Genomic DNA, 21,042 nt, shown 5'->3' with positions numbered 1-21,042 from the left:
CTCCAGAGAGGGAGGTCGCCGACCGACGGCCCGACATGTCGGTTTTCCGGAACCGGTTCGTCCGTCCTCCGGGCGGCGCGCCGGTCGTCGGCTGCCGGAGTCGGAAGGCGGTGGACCCCCATGATCCGCCGGCGGGCACCGGACCGCCGCCTGTCCCTGACCGACCAGGCACAACCGGCACGATCGTGTTGCAGGCCCCCACATTCCCATGTCGAATCGAGTGGCACCCCACGATGCCCGTCGAGCAACCGGGCAGTTCAGGGCGTCACCGATTCCGAGTCGGAGGATACAGTGTCAATTCGGACTTCCACGACGCCCGGTCCTTCCCTGCAGTTATCCGACGAGGTCGTCCAGTTGGCGGCGCGTTCCGCACAGTCGTGGCTCGACGGCCGGCTCGCCAGGAGCATGGAGCTTGCCGCCGCCGCCACGAGTCGGGCGCGGGTCGGAGCGCCGGGCGTATGCACACTGAAGGCGAGAATCTGGCACGCGACGCTGCTGACCCGCGTCCGCGGTCTGGGGGCGGCCACCAACATGCTCGCCGACGACACGTCACCTGTCCACGGTTCGAACCAAGTTGAAAAGCGAGCTGCCCTTCTGCTGTGCGAGGCGGAGCTCGACCTGGCCAAGGGCGACCTCGACGGGGCGGTCGCTTCGGCGGAGGCCGGTCTCCGACTGGCCCAGCAGGCCGGCAACCGGGCGCTGACCCCGAGCGGGTTCCTCGTGATGGCGGTCAGTACGACCAGGCGGCTGGACCTCACCACGGCCCTCCAGTACGCGAACCGGCTGCGGGACCACGCGCTGCTCGGACACGCGAACCTGATGGCCGGGCAGTGCGCCTGGGCCGTCGCGCAGGTGCTGGAGGCCCGGGACGGGACGGAGAGCATCGCCCACCTCCTGAAGGGCCTGGTGCACGACGGTGCGCTGGCGCGGGAGTTGCTGGTGTCGCAGCCGGCGGCGGCCGCCTGGCTGGTCCGGGCCGCCCAGCGGCTGGGGGACGACGAGATCGCCGTCCGGACGGTCACCCAGGTCAATGAACTCGCCGTGCGCAACCCCAGTTTCCGCACCGTCCAGGCGGCCTCCGCGCACGCCATCGGGCTGTTCGAGCGGAACGCGACGGCCCTGGAGCGGGCGTCCGGCCTGCACCTGGACCGGTGGGCGCAGGCCTCCGCACTGGAGGACGCGAGCGCGGTGCGGTTCGCCCGCCGCTCCGAGCAGGACCGGGCCGTCGAACTGCTGAAGCGGGCGGCGGACGACTACCTGGCCGTCGGTGCGTCCCGGGACGTGCTGCGGGTGCGGAGCAAGCTGAGGGAGCTCGAAGGCAACAGCGGGCAGTTCTCGCGGCGCCCGAGCCGGACCAGGATGAAGGTCAGTCAGCTGACCGACACCGAGTACGCGGTGGCCGAGCTGGTGAGTCAGGGCCTCACCAACGGCAGGGTCGGCCGACAGCTCTTCATGTCGCCGCACACCGTGGCCTTCCATCTCAAGAAGATCTTCCGCAAGCTCGACGTCGCCTCCCGGGTCGAGCTGGCCGGTACCTGGAACCGGCTCGTGGAGGAGCGGACGACCGAATTGGGCGCCGAGTCCGCATTCGTGACCGAGACTCCGGCGGGGCGGCTGGCCGTGTGAGGCCCGTGCGCCGGAGCGGACGGTTCGTGGACGTTCGTGGAACCTGTCCTTCCGGTAGGACTTCCGCGATGCATCGCCCGGACCGTCGGCGCCGGCGCGCGGGCCCGCCGTGCGGTCCCCCGCGGCCGGTGGCCATCCGCGCTACCAGACTGAGGGATGCCCTTCCGGGGCGCTTCTCCTTAGACTCGAAGAGAGTTGGAAAAGCAGTTCTCGGTGAATCGCTCAGGACAATCCAGGGGCCTTTTGTGTCTTCTCTTCTCCACATTGATTCGAGCATCCGCGCAACCGGCTCCACGACGAGGCAGTTGTCGTCGTATTTCGCCACCCAGTGGCGCCAGAACCACCCCGGCGACGGCTACACCTACCGGGACCTCGCCGCCCAGCCGGTCCCGCACATCACCCACGCGGTGCGCGAATCCCTCCTGGACCCCAGCCGCGACCACGGGCTGACGCCGGAGGAGAAGGCGCTCACCGAGGCGGTGGTGGCCGAGGTCCGCGAGGCGAGCACCATCGTGATCGGCGCGCCGATGTACAACTACGCCATCCCGTCGACGATCAAGTCGTGGATCGACCTCCTGGTCAGCCCGGCCCACATGGTGCCCCCGGGCGCCGAGTCGGGCCCGCTGAGCGGCAAGACGGTCATCGTGGTCACCGCCCGCGGCGGCTCGTACGCGCCGGGGACCCCGCGGGAGGGCTGGGACCACCAGGAGCCGTACCTGCGCGCCGTACTGAGCTCGATCGGTCTCGCGGACGACCTGAAGTTCGTGCACGCCGAGCTGACCCTCGCGGCGATCGTGCCGGCCATGGCGGCGCTCAAGCCGCTGGGCGAGCAGTCCCTGGCGAACGCCAACGAGACGCTCAAGAAGCTGGCTCTCTGATTCCACTGCTGCCATTCGTGGCCGGCGGGCAGGTCGCGGCGGGCTCTTGCCGAATTCGCCCGGGCGATTCGCCGGCTCCGCACACCTGCGCGGGGCCGGTGAATCACCTCGGAACCGGCTCCGCACCGAAGTGGCGGGGCCGCCGTTCTCGCGCGCAGGGACATTTTCGACCCGAAACGGAGAAGGTGCGTCATGAGCGAGGCGATCTCTTATGAGGAAGCCTGGTCGCGGGCTGACAAGTTCGACCCGCCGGCGATTTTCGACGAGCTGCGGAAGGAGCGCCCGCTGGCGCGGATGGTGTATCCCGACGGGCACGTCGGGTGGATCGCCACCAGCCACGAGCTCGCCCGGCAGGTCCTGAGCGATCCGAAATTCAGCCACAACCTGGAGATCGGGCACTTCCCGGTCACCAAGTACGGTGGCCCGGTACCGCAGTTCCCGGCCATGCCGGGGATGTTCATCCACATGGACCCGCCGGAGCAGACCCGGTTCCGCCGCCTGCTGACGCGTGAGTTCACCGGCCGCCGGATCAACCAGCTGACGCCGCAGGTCGAGGCCGTGGCCGCGGAGCAGATCAAGGTCATGCGCGAGCACGGCAACTCCGCCGACCTGCTGGAGACCTTCGCCAACCCGCTGGTCCTGCGGGTGCTGTCGGACCTGATCGGCCTGCCCTACAGCGAGCGGGACCGCTACGCCGAGGCGCCGGCGGTCATGAACAACCCGTTCGGCGACGCGCAGGAGTCGATGGCGGCGTTCGCCCAGGTGGGCGCCTTCATCCACGAGACCATCGCGCGCAAGAAGGCGGAGCCCGGGGACGACATCCTGAGCCGGCTCATCGCCTCCGGGGAGCTGACGGACGAGGAACTGGGCAACATCACCGCCCTGCTGCTGTTCGCCGGTTACGAGACCACCGAGGGCGCGCTGACGGTCGGTGTGTTCGCGCTGCTGCACCACACCGAGCAGTTGGCCGCCCTGCGGGCCGACCCCTCGAAGATCGACGACGCGGTGGAGGAGATCCTCCGCTACATCACCGTCAACCAGTACGAGATCTTCCGGACCGCCCTGGAGGACCTCGAACTCGGCGGCCACGCCGTGAAGAAGGGCGAGACGGTCACCGTCTCGCTGCCGGCCGCCAACCGGGACCCGGCGAAGTTCGGCTGCCCCGCCGAACTCGACCTCGGCCGGGACACCTCGGGCCACGTGGCGTTCGGCTACGGCGTCCACCAGTGCATCGGGCAGAACCTGGCCCGCCTGCAGCTGCGGGTCGGCCTGCGCGCCCTGCTGGAGGCCTTCCCCGACCTGCGCCTGGCGGTGCCGGCGGACGACGTCCCGCTGCGGACCCACGGGTCCGTCTTCGCCGTGAAGTCTCTGCCCGTTTCCTGGTAACTCCCTGCTCTCCGGAAGGAGTTCGCGGTAAGGTGCGCCCCGATCTGATCACCCCGCTCCCGGTCATCCTCCGGGAGAACGCGGTCCGTCTCACGGACAAGATCGCTTTCGAGGACGACCGGCACGCGGTCACCTACGGAGAGCTGGAAGCACGGACGCGGAGGCTGGCCGGTCACCTGGCGGGCCTCGGCGTCCGGCGCGGGGACCGGGTGGCCCTCTGCCTCGGCAACTCCGTCGCCATGGTGGAGGGCTATCTGGCCGTCGTACGGGCGGGCGGGATCGGTGTGCCGGTCAACCCGCGGGCCACGGCGGCCGAGACGGAGTACCTGCTGACCGACAGTGGCGCGGTCCTCGCCCTGACCGACACCGGTAACGCAGAAACGTTCCTGCGGCTACTGCCGACCCCGGCCCCCGGCCCCCGCGTCCTGGTGACCGGCCCGGCGACGGCCCCGGCGGGCACCCTCTCGTTCGACGAACTCGCCGTCACCGAGCCCACCGTCGAGGCCCCCGACGACCTCGGCCTGGACGAGGTGGCCTGGATGTTCTACACCTCGGGCACCACCGGCCGGCCCAAGGGCGTGCTGTCCACCCAGCGCAACTGCCTCTGGTCCGTAGCCTCCTGCTACGTGCCCGTGCCGGGCCTGTCCGAGCACGACCGCGTGCTGTGGCCGCTGCCGCTCTTCCACAGCCTCTCGCACATCGCCTGCGTGCTGTCCGTCCCGGTGGCCGGTGCCACCGCCCGGATCATGGACGGAAGTTCCGCGGACGACATCCTGACCGCACTCCGCGAGGACCGCTCCACCTTCCTGGCCGGCGTCCCCACCACCTACCACCACCTGGTCAGCACCGCCCGGCGGACCGGCCTGTCACTGCCCGACCTGCGGATCGGACTCGTCGGCGGCGCCGTCACCGGCTCCGAGCTGCGCCGGTCCTTCGAGGAGGGCTTCGGGGTACCGCTGGTCGACGCCTACGGAAGCACCGAGACCTGCGGGGCGATCACCATCAACCCCCCGGACGCCGCGCGCGTCGACGGCTCCTGCGGGCTGCCCGTGCCGGGCGTCGGGGTACGGATCGTCGACCCGCGCACCGGCCGGGACGTCGCGGCCGGCGAGGAGGGCGAGGTCTGGGTCAGCGGACCGAACGTCATGGTCGGCTACCACAACAGCCCGGAGGCCACCGCTGCGGCGGTCCAGGACGGCTGGTTCCACACCGGCGATCTGGCCCGGCGCGACGAGGCCGGCTACTTCACCATCTGCGGCCGCCTCAAGGACCTGGTCATCCGCGGCGGCGAGAACATCCACCCCGACGAGGTCGAAGCCGTCCTGCGCACCGTCGAGGGCGTGGCCGACGCCGGAGTGGCAGGGGTGGCGCACGACACCCTCGGCGAGGTGCCCGTCGCCTGGGTCGTCCCGGAGCCGGCCGGCCTCGACACCGCCGCGCTGATCGACCGCTGCCGCGACCGGCTGTCCGCCTACAAGCTGCCGGAACGGGTCTACGAGGTCGCCGGCATCCCCCGCACGGCCTCCGGGAAGATCGTCCGGCGCCTGCTGGCGGAGCAGCCCGCCCGGCTGCGCTACGCCGCCGACGGACACCACGACGCCCTGCTGGCACCGGTCTGGGTACCGGCGCCGACCACGCCCCCGGCCGCCCCCGAGGCCGCCGGCCCCACCACGCCCGGCTGGGCGGTGGTCGGCCCCGCCGGTGCCCTCGTCACCGGCCTGCGGGCCGCCGGCCTGGACGTCCGGCACCACCCCGACCTCGCGTCCCTGGACGCCGCCGTGGCGGCCGGCGAGCCGGCTCCCGGCGTGACGGTGCTCGCCCCGCCCGCCACCGGCGCCGACGGCCCGCTGCCGGCCCTCCGGCCGGTCCCGGCCGGGGCCCGGCTGATCGTCCTCACCCGCGGCGCGGTCGCCGCCACCGCCGGGGACGGCGCGCCGGACCTCGCGGGCGTGCCGCTCTGGGCCGTCGCGCGGTCGGCCCAGGCCGACCGCGACCGCTCCGAGGCCGTGACCGTCCTCGACCTCGAAGCGGGCTCCGACCTCGAAGCCGGTTCGGCTTCTGAAGCGGGCTCGGGCCACGCCGGCGTCCTGCTCGCCGCCGTCGCCTCCGGCGAACCCCAACTCGCGGTGCGGGCCGGGGAGCTGCTGGTGCCCAGGCTGGTCCGGGTCCCGCTCGCCGACCGTCCGCTTGCCGACCGTCCGCTCGGCGCCGGTCCGGCCGGCCTCGGCGCGACCGTGGTGGTCACCGGGGCCGACACGGCGGCCGGCGCCGCACTGGTGAGCCACCTGGCCACCGCGCACCGGGTGGAGCGGCTGCTGCTGGTCGACACCCCGGCGGCGGGCGGCCGCCCCGAGCCGGCCGCCGAGCCGACCGGAACCGACCTCGCCGACGGGGTGGAGTTCACCCGGGTGAGCGCCGACGCATCCGACCCGGCCGCCCTACGGACCGCCCTGCGGACCGCGCTGGCCGGCCTCGGCCGCCCGGTGACCGCCGTCGTGCACGCCGCCGCCGACCCCGCGCTCGCCCTGGCCCTGGACGAGCTCACGGCCGACACCGAGCTGGCCGCCTTCGTCACCGTCACCGGCACGGCCGCCGTGCTGGGCTCGCCCGGAGCCCCGGACACGGCCGTCGCCGAGGCGCTGACCGAGGCGCTGGCGCACACCCGCCGGCTGCGCGGCCGCACCGGCTCGACGCTGGCCTGGAGCACCGGGTCCCCGGCGACCGGCGGCCAGGCCCATCACCTGCGCGACGGGCTCGCCGCGTTCGACCTGCTGATCGAGAGCGGAGCCCCGGCGCTGGTGGCGCTGCGGACCGGTCCGATCGCCCCGGAGAGCCCGGTTCCGGCGGTCCTTCGCGCCCTCGCCGCGACGCCGCCCCCGGCGGCCCGACCCGACGAGGCCGTCACCGCAACGCTGCGCGAGCGCCTGTCCGGCCTGGACGAGCGCGCGCAGCTCGCCCTGCTCGAAGAGCTGGTCCGCACCCAGGCCGCCGCCGTGCTGAGCAGGCCGGGCGCCGGGCCGATCCCGGCCGGCCGGGCCTTCCGCGACCTGGGCCTCACCTCGCTCGCCGTCGTCGAGCTGCGCAACCGCCTGACCGAGCGCACCGGGTTGCGCCTGCCCGCCACCGTCAGCTTCGACCACCCGACGCCGGAGGCGCTGGCGGCCCACCTGCGGGCCCGCACCCTCGGCCTCCGGGAGGCCCCGGAGACGGCCGGTCACGCGGTGCCCGGCGACCCGGACGAGCTGATCGCCGTCGTCGGCATGGCGTGCCGGCTGCCCGGCGGCGTCACCGGCCCGGAGGATCTGTGGGAGCTGGTCCGCGAGGGCCGGGAGGCGCTGTCCGGCTTCCCGGAGGACCGTGGCTGGGACCTGGACGGGCTGTTCTCCGGGGATCCGGAGCAGGCCGGCACCTCCACCGCCGACCGGGGCGGCTTCCTGCACGAGGCCGGGCTGTTCGACGCGGGGTTCTTCGGGATCTCGCCGCGTGAGGCGCTGGCGATGGACCCGCAGCAGCGGCTGCTGCTGGAGGCCTCCTGGGAGGCCATGGAGCGGGCCGGTATCGACCCGGCCGGGCTGAAGGGTGCGGACGTCGGGGTGTTCTCCGGCGTGATGGGCCAGAGCTACGGCGCGGGTGGCGGGGCGCCGGCGGAGCTGGAGGGCTTCGTCGCCACCGGTACGGCGTCGAGCGTGGCGTCGGGCCGGGTGTCGTACGTGTTCGGGTTCGAGGGCCCGGCGGTGACGGTGGACACGGCGTGTTCCTCGTCGCTGGTGGCGATGCACCTGGCGGCGCAGGCGCTGCGGCGCGGGGAGTGCTCGCTGGCGCTGGCCGGAGGTGCGACGGTCATGGCGACGCCGGACACCTTCGTGGAGTTCTCGCGGCAGCGGGCCCTGGCGGCCGACGGCCGGTGCAAGTCGTACGCGGACGCGGCCGACGGCACGGGCTGGGCCGAGGGCGCGGGTGTGGTGGTGCTGGAGCGGCTCTCCGAGGCGCGGCGCAACGGGCATCAGGTCCTGGCCGTGCTGCGCGGCAGCGCGGTGAACCAGGACGGCGCGTCCAACGGACTGACGGCACCGAACGGGCTGTCCCAGCAGCGGGTGATCCGCAAGGCGCTGGCGAACGCGGGTCTGACCACCGCCGATGTGGACGTGGTGGAGGGGCACGGCACCGGGACGGTGCTGGGTGACCCGATCGAGGCGCAGGCGCTGTTGGCCACCTACGGTCAGGACCGGCCCGCGGACCGGCCGTTGCGGCTCGGGTCGTTGAAGTCGAACATCGGTCACACCCAGGCGGCGGCCGGTGTGTCGGGTGTGATCAAGATGGTGCAGGCGCTGCGGCACGGTGTCATGCCGCCCACGCTGCACGTGGACGCGCCGTCCTCGCAGGTGGACTGGTCGGTCGGCGCGGTGGAGCTGCTGACCGAGGTGCGGGAGTGGCCGGAGACCGGCCGCCCCCGCCGGGCCGCGGTCTCCTCCTTCGGTGTCAGCGGCACCAACGCGCACCTGATCCTGGAGCAGGCGCCGGACGAGGAGCCGGTCGCGGTCGAGGCCGCCCCCGAGGGGGTGGTGCCGCTGGTGGTGTCGGCCAGGAGCGCCGCTTCGCTGGCGGGCCAGGCCGGGCGGCTGACGGCCCTCGCGGAGACGGGCGACACGGCGGCGCTAGCCGGTGCGCTGGTCTCCCGTCGGGCACTCATGGACGAGCGCGCGGTGGTGGTGGCGGGTTCGCCGGAGGAGGCGTTGGCGGGGCTGGGTGCGCTGGCGCGCGGCGAGTCCGCTCCCGGGCTGGTGACGGGCAGCGTGTCCGGCATGTCCCGGACGGTGCTGGTCTTCCCGGGCCAGGGTTCGCAGTGGGCCGGTATGGGCCGTGAACTGCTGGACTCCTCGCCGGTGTTCGCCGAGCGGGTCGCGGAGTGTGCGGTCGCCCTGGGCCCGTGGGTGGACTGGTCGCTGGAGGAGGTTCTGCGCGGCGAGGCCCCGGCGGAGCTGCTGGACCGGGTGGACGTGCTGCAGCCGGCGAGCTTCGCGGTGATGGTCGGTCTGGCCGCCGTGTGGGCGTCGGTGGGTGTGGTGCCGGACGCGGTGGTCGGTCATTCGCAGGGTGAGATCGCGGCGGCCTGTGTGGCCGGTGCGTTGTCGCTGGAGGATGCGGCGCGGATCGTGGCGGTGCGCAGCCAGGTGATCGCCGGCAGCCTCGCGGGGCGTGGTGGGATGGCCTCGGTGGCGCTCTCCGAGACCGACGCCGCCGAGCGACTGGAACGTTGGGCGGACCGCGTCGAGGTGGCGGCGGTCAACGGCCCGTCCTCCGTGGTCGTGGCCGGTGACGCGGAGGCCCTCGACGAGGCGCTGGAGGTCCTGGCTGCCGAGGGCGTGCGGGTGCGCCGGGTCGCGGTGGACTACGCCTCCCACACCCGCCATGTCGAGGCGATCGAGGACACCCTCGCCGAGGCCTTCGCCGACATTCGCAGCCGGGCCCCGCAGATCCCGTTCTACTCGACGGTCGTCAGCGGGTGGGTGCGTGACGCCGGGGTGCTGGACGGCGGGTACTGGTACCGCAATCTGCGGGGCCAGGTCCGCTTCGGGCCGGCCATTGCCGCGCTGTTGGGCGAGGGCCACACCGTCTTCATCGAGTCCAGCGCCCACCCGGTGCTCGTCCAGCCGATCAACGAGATCGTCGACGAGGCGCAGGTCGACGCCCTGGTCACCGGCTCGCTGCGCCGCGAGGAGGGCGGGCCGCGCCGGCTGCTGACCTCGATGGCCGAACTCTTCGTCCGCGGCGTGGCCGTGGACTGGACGGGTGTCCTGCCCGCCGGTGCCGCCACCGCCCGCGTCGAGCTGCCGACCTACGCCTTCGACCACCGGCACTACTGGCTCCGGGCGGCCCCGGCCACCGACGCGGCCTCGCTCGGCCAGGCCACCGCCGACCACCCGCTGATCGGCGCGATCGTCGGGGTGCCCGGTTCGGGCGGCTTCATGACCACCTCCCGGTGGTCGCTCGGCGCACACTCCTGGCTTGCCGAGCACGTGGCGGGCGACGCCGTCCTGGTGCCGAACGCGGCCCTGGTCGAGCTGGCCGTCCGGTTCGGCGACGAGGTCGCCACCCCGACCGTCGAGGAACTGACCGTCGAGCGGCCCGTGGTGCTCCCGCTGCGCGGCGGCCGGTCCGTTCAGATGATCGTCGGGGAGGCCGACGACGCTCGGCGGCGCACCGTCGAGGTGTACTCCCGAGCGGACGACGCGCCGCTGGACGCGGAGTGGACGCGCCACGCCCACGGCACGCTGTCGCCCGCCCCGGCGGACGCGCAGGCCACCCGGCCCGCCGACGGCCCCGCGACCGAGGTCTCCCTGGACGACCCGGCCGGCCCCGCCGACCGCTACGGCCTGCACCCGGCGCTGCTGGACGCGGCCGTCCGCACGATCCTCCCGGCGGGCATGCTCGCGGCCGAGTGGCGCGGGGTGACCCTGCTGGCCTCGGGCGCCTCCGAGCTGCAGGTCCGCACCTCCGGGACGCCGGACGACGGGGCCCGCCTGGAGCTGAGCGATCCGGCCGGCGGGCCGGTGCTGATCGCCGAAGCGGTGCTCGCCCGGCCCTTCTCGCCCGAACAGGACGGCATCGCCCGGGAGTCGACCCAGGACGCGCTGTTCCGCCTGGACTGGTCCGAACTGCCCCTGCCCGCCGTGGACCGGGCTGCCGCCACCACCACGGCCACGGTCACGACCGCCGGGGACATCGACGCCCTGGCCGCGTCGGACGGCCCGGCCCCGGACGTCCTGCGGTACGCGGTGGAGCACCCGGCCGGCGACCCCCGGGCGGCCGTGGCCGCCGCGCTGGCCGTCCTCCAGGCCTGGCTCTCCGCACCCGCCCTGGCGCAGTCCCGGCTGGTCGTGGCCGTCTCCGGGGACGGGGTCGACCTCGCCACCGCCGCCGTGTCCGGCCTGCTTCGCTCGGCCCAGTCCGAGCACCCGGACCGCATCGTGCTGGTCGAACTCGACGACACCGCAGAGGCGTTGCTACCGGCCGTGCTGGCCGCCGGCGAACCGCGGGTCCGGGTGCGGGCCGGCGTGGCCGAGGTGCCCCGACTGGTGCGCGCCACCGCCCCGGAGCGCTCCGCCGGGGCGGCCGACCGTACCGGGGCGCCCGGCCGGGCCCGGGAGCGCGACCCCGCCGGTACCGTCCTGGTCACCGGCGGGACGGGGACGCTCGGCGCCCTGGTCGCCCGGCAGTTGGTCACCGCGCACGCCGTCCGGCACCTGCTCCTCGTCAGCCGCCGTGGCCCCGCCGCCGAGGGTGCGGAGGCGCTGCGCGAGGAGCTCACCGCGCTCGGCGCCACCGTCACCGTCGCCGCTTGCGACACGGCCGACCGCGCCCAGGTCGCGGCCCTCCTCGCGGCGGTGCCGGCCGAACACCCGCTGACCGCCGTCGTCCACACCGCCGGCGTCCTGGACGACGGCGTGGTCACGGCGCTCACCCCGGAGCGGGTCGACACCGTGCTGCGGCCGAAGCTGGACGCCGCCCTCCACCTGCACGAGCTGACCCGCGAGTCGGACCTCGCGGCCTTCGTGCTGTTCTCCTCCGCCGCCGGCGTCCTGGGCAACCCCGGGCAGGGCAACTACGCGGCGGCCAACGCCTGCCTGGACGCGCTGGCCCAGCACCGCCGCCAGCTCGGCCTGCCCGCCGTCTCGCTCGCCTGGGGCTACTGGAGCCAGGCCAGCGGCATGACCCGCCACCTCGGCACCGCGGACCTGCACCGCACCCGGCGACTGGGGATGGTCGGCCTGTCCGACGCCGAGGGCATGGCGCTGCTGGACGCCGCGCTGCGCGCCGACGCCGGGACGCCGGCGGCCCTGGTGGCCGCGAGGTTCGACCTGCCCGCCCTGCGCGCGGCGGCCCGCAGCGGCCCCGTCGCGCCACTGCTGCGCGGCCTGGCACCCGCCGGGCGGCGGACCGCCCGGGCCGCCACCGGCACGGACACCGCCTCGCTGCGCGAGCGCCTCGACCGCCTGGGCGCGGCCGAGCAGAGCGAGGAGCTGGTGGCCCTGGTGCGCCGGCACGCCGCCCAGGTGCTCGGCCACGCCGCCCCCGACGCCGTCCGAGCCGACCGCGCCTTCAAGGAGGCCGGCTTCGACTCGCTGACCGCCGTGGAGCTGCGGAACCGGCTGGCGGCCGCGAGCGGTCTCGCGCTCTCCTCGACCATCGTCTTCGACTACCCGAAGCCGGTGGCCCTCGCCGAGCACCTGCGCGCCAGGCTCTTCGGCACCACCGCCCCGGACGGTGCGGCCGCCGCCCCGCACTCCGCGCCCGCCGACCCCGACGAGCCGATCGCGATCGTGGCGATGTCCTGCCGCCTCCCGGGCGGGGTGCAGAGCCCCGAGGACCTCTGGCGGCTGGTGGCCGACGGCGTCGACGCCGTCACCGAGTTCCCCGAGGACCGCGGCTGGGACATCGAGCGGCACTACGACGCCGACCCGGACAGCGCGGGCAAGACCTACGTGCGCCACGCCGCCTTCCTCGACGACGCCGCCGGGTTCGACGCCGCCTTCTTCGGCATCTCCCCGAACGAGGCGCTGGCGATGGACCCGCAGCAGCGGCTGCTGCTGGAGACCTCCTGGGAGGCCTTCGAGCGCGCCGCGATCGACCCCACCGGGCTGAGCGGGCAGGACATCGGCGTCTTCGTCGGCGTCAACAGCCACGACTACACCGTGCGGATGCACCAGGCGGCCGGGGTCGAGGGCTTCCGCCTCACCGGTGGCTCCGGCAGCGTCCTCTCGGGCCGCGTCGCCTACCAGTTCGGCTTCGAGGGACCGGCCGTCACGGTCGACACCGCCTGCTCCTCCTCGCTGGTCGCCCTGCACCTGGCCGCCCAGGCGCTGCGCCGCGGCGAGTGCACCATGGCGCTGGCCGGCGGCGTGATGGTGATGGGCAACCTGGAGACCTTCGTCGAGTTCTCCCGGCAGCGCGGGCTGGCCCCGGACGGCCGCTGCAAGGCCTTCGCGGACGGCGCCGACGGCACCGGCTGGGCCGAGGGCGTGGGCGTGCTGCTCGTCGAGCGGCTCTCCGAGGCGCGCCGGCGGGGGCACCAGGTCCTGGCGGTGATCAGCGGCAGCGCGGTGAACCAGGACGGCGCCTCGAACGGCCTGACCGCGCCGAACGGGCTGTCGCAGCAGCGGGTGATCCGCAAGGCGCTGGCGAACGCCGGCCTGTCGCCGGTCGAGGTGGACGCGGTGGAGGCGCACGGCACGGGCACCGTGCTGGGCGACCCGATCGAGGCGCAGGCGCTGTTGGCCACCTACGGTCAGGACCGGCCCGCCGACCGGCCGCTCTGGCTCGGCTCGGTCAAGTCGAACATCGGCCACACCCAGGCCGCGGCCGGGGTGGCCGGTGTGATCAAGATGGTGATGGCCATCCGGAACGGCGTCCTGCCCCGGACCCTGCACGTGGACCGGCCCTCGACCCATGTGGACTGGTCGGTGGGCGCCGTCGAGTTGCTGACGCAGGCCCGGGAGTGGCCGGAGACCGGCCGCCCGCGCCGCGCGGGAGTGTCCTCCTTCGGCATCGGCGGCACCAACGCGCACGTCCTGGTGCAGGAGGCGCCCGCCGAGGCAGCGGTCGCGGCGGAGGCCGCGCCGCCGGACGAGGCCGACGCCGGCACGGCGCTGCCCGTGCCCGTGCCCGTACCGGTGCCCGTGTCGGCCCGGACGGCGGCCGCCCTGCGCGGCCAGGCCGGGCGGCTCGCCCGCTTCGTCGACGACCGGGCCGACCTCCCGCTCGCCGGGACGGCCCACGCGCTCGCCACCACCCGCGCCCGGCTCGACCACCGCGCCGTGGTGCTGGCGGGCGACCGCCGGCAGCTGTCCGACGCCCTGCGCGCCCTCGAACACGGCGCGCCCGGCGCCGGGACCGTCGTCGGCAACGCCGCCGACGCGCACGGCAAGCTGGCCTTCCTCTTCACCGGCCAGGGCAGCCAGTGGGCCGGCATGGGCCGCCGGCTCGCCGAGGCGTTCCCCGTCTTCCGGGACGCCTTCGCCGCCGCCTGCGCCGCCGTCGAGCGGCACCTGGACGGCCACCTGGCTCGACCGCTGCACGAGGTCGTCTTCGCCGACCCCGGCACGGCCGACGGTGCGCTGCTCGACGAGACGATGTACACCCAGGCCGGTCTCTTCGCGCTGGAGACGGCGCTGTTCCGGCTCTTCACCTCGTGGGGCGTGCGGCCGGACCTCCTGGCCGGCCACTCGATCGGTGAGATCACCGCCGCCCACGCCGCCGGCATCCTGGACCTCGCCTCGGCGGGTGAACTGGTCGCCGCCCGTGGGCGGTTGATGCAGGCCCTGCCCACCGGCGGCGCGATGGTCGCCGTCCAGGCCACCGAGGCCGAGGTCGCGCCGCTGCTGGCCGGCGCGGCGGGCGTGGTCGGCATCGCGGCGGTCAACGGCCCCGACGCGCTGGTGCTCTCCGGCGCCGAGGACGCGGTGCTCGCCGTCGCCGCCGAGCTGGCCCGCGGCGGCCACAAGACCCGGCGGCTCGCCGTCAGCCACGCCTTCCACTCGCCCCTGATGGCGCCCATGCTGGCGGAGTTCGAGGCCGTCGCGGCCCGGCTGCGGTACCGGCCGGGCACCGTCCCCGTCGTCTCCACCCTCACCGGTGAGCTCGCCGAGGACGACCACGTCGGCACCCCCGCGTACTGGGTCGACCAGGTGCGCGGCGCCGTCCGGTTCGGCGACGCGGTCGGGGCGCTGCGCGACCAGGGCGCCGTGACCTTCCTCGAACTGGGGCCGGGCGGAGTGCTGACCGCCATGGCACTCGGCACGCTCGGCGCGCAGGCGCGGGGCTGCCTCGCCACCCTGCGCACCGACACCCCCGAGGACACCGCCGTCCTCGCCGCACTCGCCGAACTGCACGTGCGCGGCGTGGACGTGGACTGGCCCGCCGTCCTCGGCCGCCGGGTCGCAGAGGTCGGGACGGCCACGGCGGTCGGGACGGTCACGGCGGTCGGGGCCGAACTGCCCACCTACGCCTTCCAGCACGAGCGGTACTGGGTCGAGAGCGGCGCCGCCGTGGACGCCGAGGCGCTCGGCGCCCGCAGCACCGGCCACCCGCTGCTCGGCACGGTCGTCGAGGTACCCGGGGACGGCGGCGGCAGCGGCGTCGTGCTCACCGGGCGGCTCACCCGGCGCAGCCGCGGCCTGCTGGTCGACCCGGCCGGCGCCGGTGACACCGCGGTGCCGGCGGCCGTCCTGCTGGACCTGCTCGTCCGGGTCGGCAGCGAGGCCGCCAGCGGAGCCGTCCGGCGGATCACCGTCGAGACGCCGTTGACCCTGCCCGCGCACGGGCACCTCCAGGTGCGGGTGTCGGTGGAGGCCCCGGGCCCGGACGGCCTGCGCCGCGCCGGTGTGCACTCCCGGCCGGCCGGCCGGGAGCAGGACCCGTGGACCTGCCACGCCCGCGCCCTGCTGGCGCCCGGCCTGCCGCAGCCCGCCTTCGACCTGCGCAGCTGGCCCTCCGCCGACGACGCAGACGACGCCGAGGACACCGCCGGGCCCGCCGCCAAGGTGGCCGGCGTCCGCCGGCTCTGGCAGCGGGACGGCCGGCTCCTCGCCGACATCGAGCTGCCCGCCGAACGGGCCGACGAGGCCGGGGCGTTCACGCTCCACCCGGCGCTCATCGACACCGCACTGAAGGTGCTGGCCGCCCACACCGGCGGTGACGCCGCCGGTGACCGCGAGCCGACCGCCTGCGCCGACCTCGCGGTGTACGCGGAGGGCGCCGCCGCGCTGCGGCTGCGGATCACCCCGGCCGATGGTGGGGGCCACCTGGTGGAGCTGGCCGACGCGGCGGGCGAACCGGTCGCCGCCTTCGGGCCGTTGACGCTGGGGGGCACCGCCGCTCCCGCCGAGGCGCCAGGGTCCGACCCAGCCCCGGCCGGCGCCCCGCTGGCCCGGCGCGTGGTGCGGCGCGGTACGGCGGCCGGCGGCTCGATGGCCGAGCGTCTCGCCGGCCTCGCCACCGCGGAACAGCACCGCCTGCTGAGGGACCTGGTGCGGGAGAGCGCCGCCGTCGTCCTCGGCCATCAGGGCGCCGAGTCCTTCGACGGTGACCAGCCCTTCCGCGAGCTCGGCTTCGACTCCCTCAGCGCCGTCAAGCTGCGCAACCGGCTGCACGACTTCACCGGTCTGTCGCTGCCCACCAGTCTGGTCTTCGACTATCCGACCCCGTCGGTGCTGGCCGGCCACCTGCGCGCCGAACTGCTCGGTGAGCGGCCGACGGGCGCCCCGGCGCCCACCGCGGCCGCGACGGATCCGGACGAGCCGATCGCCATCATCGCCATGAGCACCCGGCTGCCCGGCGGGGTGAACAGCCCCGAGGAGCTCTGGACGCTGGTCGCGGAGGGGCGCGACGGGCTCTCGGCCTTCCCCGGCGACCGGGACTGGGACGTCGACAAGCTGTACCACCCGGACCCGGCGCACCCCGGCACCAGCTACACCCGGGTCGGCGGATTCCTGCACGACGCGGCCCAGTTCGACGCCGGACTCTTCGGCATCTCGCCGCGTGAGGCGCTCGCGATGGACCCGCAGCAGCGGCTGCTGCTGGAGACGTCCTGGGAGGCGCTGGAGCGGGCCGGTATCGACCCGCTCTCCACCCGGGGCCGCGACATCGGCGTCTTCACCGGCATCGTCCACCACGACTACGTGACCCGGCTGCGGCAGGTGCCCGACGACGTGCAGGGCTACGTCATGACCGGTACGTCGTCCAGCGTGGCCTCGGGCCGGGTGTCCTACGTGTTCGGGTTCGAGGGCCCGGCGGTGACGGTGGACACGGCGTGCTCGTCCTCGCTGGTGGCGATGCACCTGGCCGCCCAGGCGCTGCGGCGTGGGGAGTGCTCGATGGCGCTGGCCGGCGGCGCGACCGTGATGTCCAGCCCGGACGCGTTCCTGGAGTTCTCGCGGCAGCGCGGCCTCTCCGCCGACGGCCGCTGCAAGGCCTACTCCGCGACGGCCGACGGCACGGGCTGGGCGGAGGGCGTGGGCGTGGTGGTGCTGGAGCGTCTGTCCGAGGCGCGGCGCAACGGGCACCGCGTGCTGGCCGTGCTGCGCGGCAGCGCGGTGAACCAGGACGGCGCGTCCAACGGCCTGACCGCGCCGAACGGCCCGTCGCAGCAGCGGGTGATCCGCCGGGCGCTGGAGAACGCGGGCCTCACCGCGGCCGAGGTGGACGTCGTAGAGGGCCACGGCACCGGCACCTCGCTGGGCGACCCGATCGAGGTCCAGGCACTGCTGGCCACCTACGGTCAGGACCGGCCCGCCGACCGGCCGTTGCGGCTCGGGTCGCTGAAGTCCAACATCGGCCACACCCAGGCGGCGGCGGGCGTCTCCGGCGTGATCAAGATGGTGGAGGCGATGCGGCACGGCGTGATGCCCGCGACGCTCCATGTGACCGAGCCGACGCCGCAGGTGGACTGGGCGGCGGGGGCGGTGGAACTGCTGACCGAGGCCCGGGAGTGGCCGCGCGACGGCCACCCTCGCCGTGCCGCGGTCTCCTCCTTCGGCGCGAGCGGGACGAACGCCCACGTGATCCTGGAGGAGGGGCCAGAGGAGGATCCGGTCGCTGTCGAGGCCGCGCCCGACGCCGTGGTGCCGCTGGTGGTGTCGGCCAAGAGCGCCGCTTCGCTGGCCGGCCAGGCCGGGCGGCTGGTCTCCTTCGTCGAGGCGTCGGAGGCGGCCCTCGCCGCTGTGGCGGGGGCGCTGGTCTCGCGGCGGGCGGTGCTCGCCGAGCGTGCGGTGGTGGTGGCCGGTTCGCGGTCCGAGGCGTTGGCGGGGTTGGGTGCGCTGGCGCGGGGCGAGTCCCTTCCGGGGCTGGTGACGGGCAGTGTGTCGAGTCCTGGCCGGACGGTGCTGGTGTTCCCGGGTCAGGGTTCGCAGTGGGTCGGCATGGGCCGTGAACTGCTGGACTCCTCACCGGTGTTCGCCGAGCGGGTCGCGGAGTGCGGCCGAGCCCTGAGCCCGTGGGTGGACTGGTCGCTGGAGGACGTCCTGCGCGGTCAGGCGCCGGCGGAGCTGCTGGAGCGGGTGGACGTGCTCCAGCCGGCGAGCTTCGCCGTGATGGTCGGTCTGGCCGCCGTCTGGGCCTCGGCGGGCCTGGTTCCGGACGCCGTGCTGGGCCATTCGCAGGGTGAGATCGCGGCGGCCTGTGTGGCCGGTGCGTTGTCGCTGGAGGACGCGGCGCGGATCGTGGCGGTGCGCAGCCAGGTGATCGCCGGCAGCCTCGCGGGGCGTGGCGGGATGGCGTCGGTCGCGCTCTCCGAGGCCGAGGCCCTGACGAGGCTGGAGCGTTGGGCGGACCGCGTCGAGGTGGCGGCCGTCAACAGCCCGACCTCGGTGGTCGTCGCCGGTGACGCGGAGGCCCTGACCGAGGCCCTGGACGTCCTCGCGGCGGACGGGGTGCGGGTACGCCGGGTCGCGGTGGACTACGCCTCCCACACCCGCCATGTCGAGGCGATCGAGGAGACGCTGGGCAAGGCCTTCGCCGACATCCGCAGCCAGGCCCCGCAGATCCCCTTCTACTCCACCGTCACGAGCGGGTGGGTCGACGAGGCCGGCGTGCTGGACGGCGGGTACTGGTACCGCAACCTGCGGGGCCAGGTCCGCTTCGGGCCGGCCGTCGCGACGCTGCTGGGCGAGGGCCACACCGTCTTCGTCGAGTCCAGCGCCCACCCGGTCCTGGTCCAGCCGATCAACGAGATCTTCGACACCGCCGCGGACGACAGCGTCCGGCTGCGCTCCGTCGTCGGCGGTACGCTGCGCCGCGAGGAGGGCGGCCTGCGCCGGCTGCTGGCCTCGATGGCCGAACTCCACGTCCGGGGCGTGGCCGTGGACTGGACCGGCGTGCTGCCCGCCGATGCCGGCGCAGCCCAGGTGGACCTGCCGACCTACGCCTTCGACCGCCGGCACTTCTGGCTGCAGGAGGGCGAGACGCCCGACGACCTCGCCTCGGCGGCCGACGGCGCGGACTCCGACTTCTGGGCCGCCGTCGAGCAGACGGACGCCGACTCGCTCGCCCACCTGCTCGACCTGGCCTCGGCCGACCAGCGCGACGCGCTGCGGTCGGTCGTACCGGTCCTCGCGGACTGGCGCGGTCGGCGGCGCCGCCGGTCGAGCGCGGAGAAGCTGCGCTACAACGTCACCTGGCGGCCGCTGGAACGCGAAGCCGCCGGTGTACCGGGCGGCCGGTGGCTGGTGGTCGTCCCCGCCGGGCGCCCGGCGGACGCACCCGCCGACGACCTGACGGCGGCGCTGGCCGGGCAGGGGCTCGACCTCGTCACGCTGGAGGTCGAGGCCGCCGGAGCCACCCGCGCCCGCCTCGCGGAGCGCCTGACCACCGTGCTGGCCGAGCACGACGTGACCGGCGTGCTCTCCCTGCTCGCGCTCGACCCCGGGACCGCCGCGCCGGACGTGAGCGCCACCGTGGCGACCCTCGCGCTGATCCAGGCCCTCGGCGACGCCGGGGCCGGCCGGCCGCTCTGGTGCCTCACCCGGGGCGCGGTCAACATCGGCATCCAGGACACCCTCACCGCACCGGCCCAGGCCGCGCTGTGGGGCCTGGGCCGGGCCGCCGCCCTGGAGTTCCCCGACCGGTGGGGCGGCCTGATCGACCTGCCCGCGGCGAACGACGCCCGGACGGCCCAGTACCTGCTCGGGGCGCTGAACGGCGCCGCCGGAGACGACCAGCTCGCCGTCCGCCGCTCGGGCGTCTACAGCCGCCGGCTGGTCCGCAAGCCCGCGCCGGAGCCCGCCGCCGGCGGCGGCTGGCAGCCGAGCGGCACCGTGCTGGTGACCGGAGGCGCCGAAGGGCTCGGCCGGCACGCCGCGCTCTGGCTGGCGCGCTCCGGCGCCCGCCGGCTGATCGTCACCACCGGGCCCCGGACCCCCGAGGACGTGCTGGCCGGACTGCGGGAGGAACTCGCCGCGCTGGGCACGGACACCGCCGTGGTGTCCTGCGCCGACGCCGACCGGGACGAACTCGCCCGGCTGGTCGCCGAAACGCCCGCGGAACAGCCGCTCACCGCCGTGCTGCACGCGGCCGACCTGCCCTGGACCGGCACCGTCACCGACACCGGCGCGGCGGACCTCGCCGAGGTGTTCGCCGCCAAGGTGGACACGGCCTTCTGGCTCGACGAACTGCTCACGGACACCCCGCTCGACGCGTTCGTCGTCTTCTCCTCGATCGCCGGCGTCTGGGGCGGCGGCGGGCAGGGCCTCTCCGGCGCGGCCAACACCGCGCTCGACGCCCTGGTCGAGTGGCGCCGGGGGCGCGGCCTGCGGGCCACCTCGATCGCCTGGGGCGCCCTCGACCAGGTCGGCGCGGGCATGGACGAGGCGACTCTCACCCAGCTTCGCCGCCGGGGTGTGCTGCCGATGGCCCCGCAGGTCGCGATGACCGCTTTCGAGCAGGCGGTGGAGGCCCAGGAGAAGTTCGTCACGGTGGCCGACATGGACTGGGAGGCCTTCATCCCGGCGTTCACCTCCGTCCGGGCCAGCCCCCTGTTCGCCGACCTCCCCGAGGCCGACGCCGCCCTGCGGGCCTCCCAGCCGGACGCCGGGAACAGCGACACCACGTCCTCGCTGGTGGACTCGCTGCGGGCGGTGGCGGAGGCCGAGCAGAGCCGGATCCTGCTGAAGCTCGTCTGCGGCCACGCCGCGACCGTCCTGGGTCACAGCGGTGCCGAGAGCATCGGCCCGCTGCAGGCCTTCCAGGAGGTCGGCTTCGACTCGCTGGCCGCCGTCAACCTCCGCAACAGCCTCCATGTGGCCACCGGGCTACGGCTGCCCGCGACCCTGATCTTCGACTACCCCACCCCGGACGCCCTCGTCGGCTACCTGCGCTCCGAACTCCTGCGGGACACCGGCGACGACCTCGACGGGCGGGAGGACGACCTGCGGCGCGCGCTCGCGGACGTCCCGTTCGCCCGCTTCAAGGAGGCGGGCCTCCTGGACACCCTGCTCGCCCTCGTCGAGACCGAGGACGCCGCCGCACCCGACGCGGCGGCCGAACCGGCCGCGGACGACGACGACCTGATCGACGCCATGGACGTTGCCGACCTCGTGCAGCGCGCCCTGGGCAGGACGAACTGACCCGGACGACCGGATGACCCGGACGACCCGGATGA

At 75.0% G+C, this 21,042-nt stretch carries 4 protein-coding genes; all 4 read left to right on the top strand.

What is annotated here, in order from left to right; all coding sequences use genetic code 11:
* Positions 1–405: 405 nt before the first annotated feature.
* The 4 genes from AB0J08_RS07700 (at position 406) to AB0J08_RS07685 (ending at position 21,007) form a co-directional block, all read left to right on the top strand.
* A complete protein-coding gene (locus AB0J08_RS07700; RefSeq protein ID WP_360628528.1) occupies positions 406–1,626 on the top strand; it encodes a LuxR C-terminal-related transcriptional regulator in 1,221 nt (406 codons plus the stop codon).
* Positions 1,627–1,871: 245 nt separating this feature from the next.
* Positions 1,872–2,504, top strand: a complete 633-nt coding sequence (locus AB0J08_RS07695) for an NAD(P)H-dependent oxidoreductase (RefSeq protein WP_360628525.1) — start codon at positions 1,872–1,874, stop codon at positions 2,502–2,504.
* 192 nt (positions 2,505–2,696) lie between these two features.
* Positions 2,697–3,890: a cytochrome P450 gene (locus AB0J08_RS07690; RefSeq protein ID WP_360628522.1), complete on the top strand. Its 1,194-nt coding sequence runs from the start codon at positions 2,697–2,699 to the stop codon at positions 3,888–3,890.
* Positions 3,891–3,922: 32 nt separating this feature from the next.
* On the top strand, positions 3,923–21,007 hold the full coding sequence (locus tag AB0J08_RS07685; RefSeq protein ID WP_360628519.1) for a type I polyketide synthase: 17,085 nt from the start codon (positions 3,923–3,925) through the stop codon (positions 21,005–21,007).
* Positions 21,008–21,042 lie beyond the last annotated feature (35 nt).

This window comes from Kitasatospora sp. NPDC050463, assembly GCF_040655255.1.
GTDB lineage: Bacteria > Actinomycetota > Actinomycetes > Streptomycetales > Streptomycetaceae > Kitasatospora.
Note: the sequence above shows the minus strand (reverse complement) of the source record. Positions and strands in the feature narration are given on the sequence as shown.